The sequence below is a fragment of the Kitasatospora sp. NPDC017646 genome (genome assembly GCF_044329365.1).
In the GTDB taxonomy this organism is placed as follows: Bacteria; Actinomycetota; Actinomycetes; order Streptomycetales; family Streptomycetaceae; genus Kitasatospora.
This window is the reverse complement of record NZ_JBIRJC010000100.1, coordinates 1-7132: the sequence shown is the minus strand read 5'-3', so window position 1 is coordinate 7132 and position 7132 is coordinate 1. Positions and strand designations below refer to the sequence as shown.

8 protein-coding genes are annotated in these 7132 nt (G+C 73.8%); 5 read left to right on the top strand and 3 right to left on the bottom strand.

Annotated features, from left to right (window positions below; all coding sequences use genetic code 11):
- Together ACH4J0_RS42530 and ACH4J0_RS42525 are read right to left on the bottom strand one after the other, a co-directional pair.
- Positions 1 to 128: transposase (locus ACH4J0_RS42530; protein WP_396246556.1), on the bottom strand; the 128-nt coding region annotated here is incomplete at its 3' end.
- Between the two features lie 5 nt (positions 129 to 133).
- Complete coding sequence (locus tag ACH4J0_RS42525; RefSeq protein WP_396246554.1) at positions 134 to 634, bottom strand: ABATE domain-containing protein; 501 nt, start codon at positions 632 to 634, stop codon at positions 134 to 136.
- Positions 635 to 660: 26 nt separating this feature from the next.
- On the opposite strand from ACH4J0_RS42525, the gene ACH4J0_RS42520 reads away from it, so the two are divergent.
- The 5 genes from ACH4J0_RS42520 (at position 661) to ACH4J0_RS42500 (ending at position 5394) form a co-directional block, all read left to right on the top strand.
- The gene (locus ACH4J0_RS42520; protein ID WP_396246553.1) at positions 661 to 1218 is read left to right on the top strand and encodes a GNAT family N-acetyltransferase; all 558 of its coding nucleotides are present in this window, start codon (positions 661 to 663) and stop codon (positions 1216 to 1218) included.
- Positions 1215 to 2186: an MFS transporter gene (locus ACH4J0_RS42515; protein WP_396246552.1), complete on the top strand. Its 972-nt coding sequence runs from the start codon at positions 1215 to 1217 to the stop codon at positions 2184 to 2186. Before ACH4J0_RS42520 ends, ACH4J0_RS42515 begins: the two co-directional genes overlap by 4 nt.
- Positions 2187 to 2313: 127 nt before the next feature.
- On the top strand, positions 2314 to 3648 hold the full coding sequence (locus tag ACH4J0_RS42510; protein WP_396246551.1) for a S28 family serine protease: 1335 nt from the start codon (positions 2314 to 2316) through the stop codon (positions 3646 to 3648).
- 39 nt (positions 3649 to 3687) lie between these two features.
- Complete coding sequence (locus ACH4J0_RS42505) at positions 3688 to 4446, top strand: SDR family NAD(P)-dependent oxidoreductase (protein ID WP_396246555.1); 759 nt, start codon at positions 3688 to 3690, stop codon at positions 4444 to 4446.
- 9 nt (positions 4447 to 4455) lie between these two features.
- Positions 4456 to 5394: a LysR family transcriptional regulator gene (locus tag ACH4J0_RS42500; RefSeq protein ID WP_396246550.1), complete on the top strand. Its 939-nt coding sequence runs from the start codon at positions 4456 to 4458 to the stop codon at positions 5392 to 5394.
- Here the strand turns inward: ACH4J0_RS42500 and ACH4J0_RS42495 are convergent.
- Entirely contained in the window at positions 5366 to 6577 is a 1212-nt protein-coding gene (locus tag ACH4J0_RS42495; RefSeq protein WP_396246549.1) for an MFS transporter, read from the bottom strand. The genes ACH4J0_RS42500 and ACH4J0_RS42495 overlap by 29 nt on opposite strands.
- Positions 6578 to 7132 lie beyond the last annotated feature (555 nt).

Below are 7132 nucleotides of genomic sequence, written 5' to 3'. Positions count from 1 at the left end.
TTCTGCAGCGTGCTCTCGTGCACGCCCAAGTCCCGCGCGACCTCCGCGGCCGACTTCCCGGTCTCCGTCACGATCCGTACCGCCCCCGCGCGGAAGTCCGCGTCGTACGAGCGCCTCTTCCCCGCCATGACCCTCAACTTCCCCTCTGGTCACGACTCCACGCTACGAGGGGAATGTCACGCTGGCGGCCGGTTCGCGTGGTGTCGGCGTAGATCGTGGTGCACTCGGCGACGGCGCACCGACCGAGTCGGTGCATGCCGCGCCCCACCAGGTGGAAGGCGGTGCCGACGGAGATCAGCGAGGACAGCACGGCGGCGAGCGGCTGGTGGTCGTCTCGGTAGTGGAGGTGCCAGCCGCCGTCCGAGTGGTCGGTCAGGCGGGGGTGGGAGGCGCCGGCGGCCAGCATCTGGTTGAGCAGCTCGGCCCGCTCGCGCCCGTCCGCCGCGTCGACCACCCCCTCCCAGGTGTCCAGCAGGGCGAGGGTGCGCGCCAGGTCCGCCTGTGGGACCGGTCCGTCGACCACCAGCCCGGCCGCACGGCAGCGGTCTGACAACTCCTGGACGGTTGCCGGGCGCTGGTTGGACAGATCCACGGCGAGCTTCACGGCGTCCTCGCCGTAAGGGCTGAGGTGCATAAGGCCATTACATCAGGCTGGACGGCATGAGTCATCACACCGTCCTACGGGCGCATGCCCCCACCGCCCTGTCGAGCCGCGCACGGACCGGCGCACCATCGGACCCGCGACTGAACGTGCGACCCGCCACAGTTGATGACATCGCGGAAGTCGTCCGGCTGCGCACGCTGTCGTTCGGAGGCCGCGGCGGACACGGCGGCAACCACCCTTCCGGCGATCAGGCCTGGCGGGACGCCCTGGCCGGGGTGGTGCGGGGGCGGATCGCGGCGGACGACGCACGGGTCCTCGTCGTCGACGGTCGGAACACCCTCGCGGCCTACGGCATAGGCAGCATCGAACAACGGCTCCCCGGCCCGTACTTGCCCACCGGCCGGGTCGGGCTGGTCGTCGGGATCGCCACCGACCCGGAGTACCGCCGGCACGGTCACGGTCTCGGCCTCGTGATCCTGCGGGACCTGCTGGCCTGGTTTCGCGAGCGGGGCACCGACCGGGTCGACCCGCTGGCATCCGCCGAGGGAGAGCCGCTCCGCCGCGAACTCGGCTTCGCGGACCACTACTTCCCGGTCCCGGACCGGTGTCCGTGAACGAGCTCACTCCGACCGATCCCCGCGTGGCCGACCGGGCCACGGACGGTGGCGCCCCGCGCGGCCGCACCTCGACCGAGGTGCGGAACGGCCTTGGGGGCGTGGCCGATCCGCTCCGGTACCGCTGGGTGGTCCTCGGCATCGCCACCTTCACCCAGGCGGCCTCCTGCTTCTTCGTGCAGGGCATCGGGGCGATGGCCGTCCCCCTGCAACGCGCGCCGGACCTCAGCACGGCGCAGCTCGGACTACTCCTGTCGGCCTCCCAACTGGTCCCGCTGGTGGGCTTGTTGGTGGCCGGCGAGCTGCTGGACCGGTACCACGAGCGCTGGGTCGTCGGCATCGGTGCCGCCGTGGTGGCCGCAGGTCTACTCCTGGGGAGCCTGGCGCAGGGGTACGCCCCGCTGCTGCTCGTGCTGCTGGTCGTCGGGGCGGGGTACAGCACCGCGCAGCCCGGCGGCAGCAAGTCGGTGGCGGCCTGGTTCCACCCCGCGCAGCGCGGTCTCGCGATGGGCGTTCGCCAGGCCGGACTGCCGCTGGGCGGGGCGGTCGCCGCCGCCGTCCTGCCGACGGTGGCCACGAGGTACGGGTGGCGGACCGCGCTGGTGGTCGGTGGAGTGGTCGCGCTCCTGGGAGCCGGGCTCTTCACGGCCCTCTACCGGCGGCCACCCATCGCGGTGGCCGCCCTCCTGTTCGCCTGGCTCGGCTTCTTCGGGATCGGCTGGTACGGTCCCTGGGTCGCTCACCCGGCGGAGTCCGCCCCGCCGGGCCGTACCGGCTTCGCCCTCGGGCTGGTCATGGCCGTCAATCAGCTGGCCGTCATCCGCGTCCCGCCCGCCCTCGGGCTGCTCCGCGACACCGCCCACAGCTTCGCCCCGGCATGGGCGGCCCTCGCCGCGGCCACAGCCGTGACGCTCGCGGTCACGGCACGTGGCGACCGCACTCCTCGGATGAAGGGTTCGGCAGTGTGAACCGGCCTCCGAGAGCGGGGCGCGTTTCTCCCTCCCGAGAGGGAGGCGTAATCCCCTCACAGCGGGATCCGCGCAGGTAGCGGGACGGGGTTGACTGGTGATCGACAACGACCGGGGAGGAGGACCCATGTTGCGCAGGCGAATCGGGAGGCTGGTGGCCCAGGCCGCGGCGGTGGCGCTGCTGGCCGGAACGGCGGCGGTGCCCGCCGTGGCAGCCGAGCCCGGACCGGTCGCACCTGCCGATATCCGGGCGGCCATCGAGGCGGTGCCGGGCCTGCGGATCATAGAGGAGAAGCCGGCCGCGCCGGGGTTCCGCTTCTTCGTGCTGACGCTTCACCAGCCCGCCGACCACCGCCACCCCGAGCGGGGTGGCTTCGAGCAGCGGCTCACGCTCCTACACCGGGGCACCGACCGCCCGACCGTGCTCTACACCAGCGGCTACGCCGTCTCCACCGGCCAGTACCGCTCGGAGCCGGCCGAGCTGGTGGACGGCAACCAGGTGAGCACCGAGCAGCGGTTCTTCGGCACCTCCCGGCCCGAGCGCGCCGACTGGAACGATCTCGACATCTGGCAGGCCGCCGCCGACCACCACCACGTGATCGAGGCCCTGCACGCGGTCTACCGGGCGCCGTGGATCTCCACCGGCGGCAGCAAGGGCGGCATGACCACCGTCTACCACCGCCGGTTCTACCCCCAGGACGTGGCCGGCTCCATCGCCTACTCGGCGCCGAACAACGTCGACGACCGCGAGGACTCCGCCTACCTGGATTTCCTGCGCACGGTCGGCACCCCCGAATGCCGAGGCGCCCTGCAGGCCACGCAGCGCGCCCTGCTTGAGCGCCGCGCCACCCTGGTCGCCCGCTACCAGGCGTGGGCCGACTCCCGGGGGGACGGCTTCCGGCTGGTCGGCAGCGCCGACAAGGCCTTCGAGATCGCCGTCCTGCGCGCGCCTTTCATGTTCTGGCAGGGCCGCGGCCAGGCCGCCTGCCCGGCGGTGCCCACTCCGGACGCCTCCGACGACGCCCTGTACGAATGGCTCTCCCAGGTCGCCCAACTGCCGGTCTATGCCGACTCGGTGGCCAACGAGTTCATCCCGTACTTCTACCAACTGGGCACCGAGCTCGGCTACTTCCCGGTCGACACGGATCACCTGAGCGACCTGATCCGCTACCCCGGCGCCACCGAGCCGCGCACCTTCGTCCCCCGCGACATCCCGATGCACTACCGGCCGCAGGCGATGCGCGGCGTCGACCGGTGGGTCCGCACCCGCGGCGAGCACCTGATGTTCGTCAACGGCGCGGCCGACCCGTCCGTCGCCGAACCCTTCCGACTCGGGAACGGCTCCCAGGACTCGTACGTGTTCCAGGTGCCGGGCGGGACGCACTCCACCCGCATCGCCCAGCTCCCCGCCGCCGACGCGGCGACCGCCACCGCCACACTTCGCCGCTGGGCGGGGGTGTGACCGGCGGCCGCCGGGCGGCGTGCGGAGCGCACGGACGAGCTGTCCGACGCGCTGACGGACGTCCTGGCCGCCCTGCCCGGCCCGCTCGCCGGCGAGGTCCTGGCGGCCGGGCACGGCCGCGGCCACGGCCCGGTACGGGAGGCCGACTGCGCGGCGTGGGAGTCCCAGCTGCGGGTCAACCTGCTCGCCCCGATGATCCTCACGCGTCGGCTGCTACCCGAACTGGACGCCACCGACGGGGACCTGGTGCTGGTCGGTTCCCTGTTCGGCACCCGGCCCTCGCCCGGCTACGCGGCCTACGCCGCGACCAAGCACGGACTGGCCGGCTTCGTCCGTTCGCTCGCCGAGGAGGACCGGTCGGCCGACGGCTGCCGGATCTGCCTGATCTCCTCCGGCGCCACCAACACCGAGTTCGCCTCGGTCCTCGCCGGGGCCGCGACCCCGCGCGTCCACCAGGTCACCGACTGGCCCTACCATCCGCTGCTCGGCGAGGACGTGGCGGCCGCCGCCGAGTGGGAGATGAGCCGCCCCGGGCACGCCCGCGTCGCCCAGCTCCCCATCGACCCCACCGACGCCCGTACTGAGCGGAGCCGGCGGCCGGGGGCGGGGCGGCCACCGGAGGAGGCGGCTCGGGGACACGTGCGGAGACCCGCGTGGCGGCGCTGCCGAACGGCTCCGCCTGCTCGGCGGCGGTCAGGCGTACCGTCAACTGCTCCTTCCCTCGCAGGGTTCCCGCGTGGTCGGCCGCAAGCGGCCACCCCGGCTGCTCCCTCGGGCGGCGGCCGGGCCCCGTCGTAGACTGCCCGGATGGACGTCCCCGCCCCCGCGCCTGCGCTCGCCGAGCTGCCGTTGCAGGAGCTGGAGTGCTTCTCGGTGCTGGTCCACCTGCTGCACTTCGGCCGGACGGCGGAGCGGTTGGGCGTCTCGCAGGGCCGGGTCTCCCAGCTGGTCAAGCGGCTGGAGCGGAGGGTGGGGGCCGAGCTGTTCCACCGGACCAGCCGCCGGGTGGAGCTCACCGAGCTGGGGCGGGGGCTGGCCGAGCAGGTGGTTCCCGCCTTCGAGCAGTTGCGGGAGGGTTACCGGACGGCGCGGGCCCGGGCCGCGACGGCGGCGCCGCTGCGGCTGGGCTTCCAGTGCGCGGTGTACGAGCCGGTGGCCCGGACCATCGCGGGCCTGCCGGAGGGGGCGGTGCAGCTGGTCGAACTCCCCTGGGCGGACCCGTTCTCGCACCTGGCCCGGGGTGAGGTGGACCTGGCGATCGTGCTGGCGCCGTGCCGGGAGCCGGAGCTGGAGGTGCTCTTGCGGTTCTCCCGGCAGCAGGTGTACGTCGCTGTCCCCGCCGGCCGGCCGTTGGGCGGGCCGGCCGGGGTGAGCGCCGAGGAGCTGGCCGGACTGCCGCTGGTCGAGCCGCGCGGCCCGGCGCCCGAGTACTGGCGGCGCGCGAACGCGCCCCGGCGGACACCGAGCGGCCGGGAGCTCCACTACCCGGCGGGGGCGGCGACCGTCCAGGAGGGCCTGACGATCGCCGCCGCCACCGGCCGGGGGCTGCTGCTGTGCGAGCGCAGCACCACCTACCTGCACCGGCCGGACCTGCGCTTCCTGCCGGTGCCGGAGCTGGCGGCGAGCACGCTGGAGGTGGTGCAGGACGGCCGCCGTCCGCACCCGTCGACCGCCGGTCTTGTGGAGCTGCTGGACCGGAACGTCGACCGAGTACCCGTCAGCGCCGGGGCCGGGACAGGGCGGTGAGCAGCAGTCCGGCCGTCACCGTTCCCGCCGCCGTCAGCAGCACCGCGTCCGTCCCGGCGCGGTCCACCACCAGCCCACCGACCAGCGAACCGAGCGCGATGCAGGCGTTGAACACGCAGGCCCAGCACGCCGCCGTGGCCTCGGCCTCGGCCGGAGCCGCGATCCGTACCCAGGCCTGGGTGGCGACCGACACCCCGCCGTACGAGAAGCCCCAGAGGACCAGCACCGGGAGCACGGTGACCAGGGCGCCGGTGGCGCGTGGCAGCAGCAGGGCGGCGAGCGCGATCCCGGCGAGGGCGAGCAGCAGGGCGGCCCGGGGGCGGCTGCCGGAGAGTGGACCGACGGTGAAGTTTCCCAGCGTGCCCGCGAGTCCGTACACCAGCAGGCAGCCGGCGACGGCCCCGCCGGTCAGGCCCGCGCCGTGCCCGCCGCCCGCAGCGCCTTCCAGTGCCGGGCGGACATAGGTATAGCCGGTGAAGTGGCCGAGCACCACCAGGGCGGTGACGGCGATCCCGGTGGCCACGCCCCGGTGGCGCAGGGCACCGAACGGGCCGGCCGCGCGGACACGTCCGACCGCCGGCAGTGGGGGCAGGGTCCGGGCCAGCACCGCGGCGCAGACCACGCCGAGCGCGGCCAGCATCCAGAACGCGGCCCGCCAGTCGACCAGCGCGGCCAGGTAGGTGCCCAGCGGGACGCCGATCACCGAGGCGATGGACACCCCGGAGAAGATCAGCGTCATCGCGAGCGCGAGCCGGGGGCCGTCGGCCAACCGCGGACCGAGGCCCGGCACCAGGCCCCAGGCGACGCCCAGCGCACCGCCGAGCAGGACCCGGCCGGCCGCGAACACCGTGAAGTCCGGGGCGGCGGCGCAGAGCGCGTTGGCCAGGGCGAGCAGCAGCAGGAAGCCCACCAGGACCGTCCGGCGGTCGCGCCGGCCGACCAGGGCGGGGGCGAAGAGGGACAGGGCGGCCGCGATCAGGCCGGTGATGGTCAGCGAGAGTCCGGTGCACCCGTCGGTCACCCCGAGGTCGTGCGACATCGGCGGCAGCAGGCCGACCGGCATCATCTCGGAGGACACCAGGGTGAAGGTGACCAGCCCGACGGCGAGCACCGGCGCCCACCGGTGGGGCGGGCGCGGAGCGGTGTCGACCCCGTGGGCACCGCGGACGGAGGTTTCTGTCATGCCGTCAGCTCATCAGCCACCCAGAGGCCGAACAAGATCGACCAGCTCATGGACCGATGAGTCCCGCTCATCGATCGGCCGGCCCTCGGGCGGGCCCGGGCCTCTGGCCCTGTGGCGGGTGCGCGTCGGACAGCACGTAGATGCTCTCGCGGATGCCCATAGAGGTGATCTCCGCGGGCACCACGACCGCGGAGATCACCTCCCCCGGCCTCGCAGCATGCAATTCGAGCGGGCTTGGCCGTTCGGCCGGCCCTCAGCGTGTCCTGGCAGGGCAGGACCGCGCGTTGCCGCTCACCGCGAGGGAAACGCTCGCGCCCAGGCCGTGGGCGCGGTGGTGCTCCTGGCGAAGGTGCCGGCCTCCGGCTGGCGACTCACGGACCGGGAGGCGTCGACGTGCGTACGGAACAAGCGGAACCCGAGGCCCGACCCCACGGGTAGTCGGTAGACCCGCGAGGACCTGAGAGGACGTTAAGTCCCATTATTCATGGTTGGGGATCGCTCGTTCGTGTGATCGTTCGACGAACTGGCGTGCTGGCCGGGGGGTAGGTGATGTTG

Excerpts from the sequence above, each read along its gene's own strand:
- ACH4J0_RS42525 (WP_396246554.1), bottom strand. The coding sequence starts at position 634 with ATGCACCTCAGCCCTTACGGCGAGGACGCCGTGAAGCTCGCCGTGGAT.
- ACH4J0_RS42510 (WP_396246551.1), top strand. The coding sequence starts at position 2,314 with ATGTTGCGCAGGCGAATCGGGAGGCTGGTGGCCCAGGCCGCGGCGGTG.
- ACH4J0_RS42495 (WP_396246549.1), bottom strand. The coding sequence starts at position 6,577 with ATGACAGAAACCTCCGTCCGCGGTGCCCACGGGGTCGACACCGCTCCG.
- ACH4J0_RS42520 (WP_396246553.1), top strand. The coding sequence starts at position 661 with ATGAGTCATCACACCGTCCTACGGGCGCATGCCCCCACCGCCCTGTCG.
- ACH4J0_RS42500 (WP_396246550.1), top strand. The coding sequence starts at position 4,456 with ATGGACGTCCCCGCCCCCGCGCCTGCGCTCGCCGAGCTGCCGTTGCAG.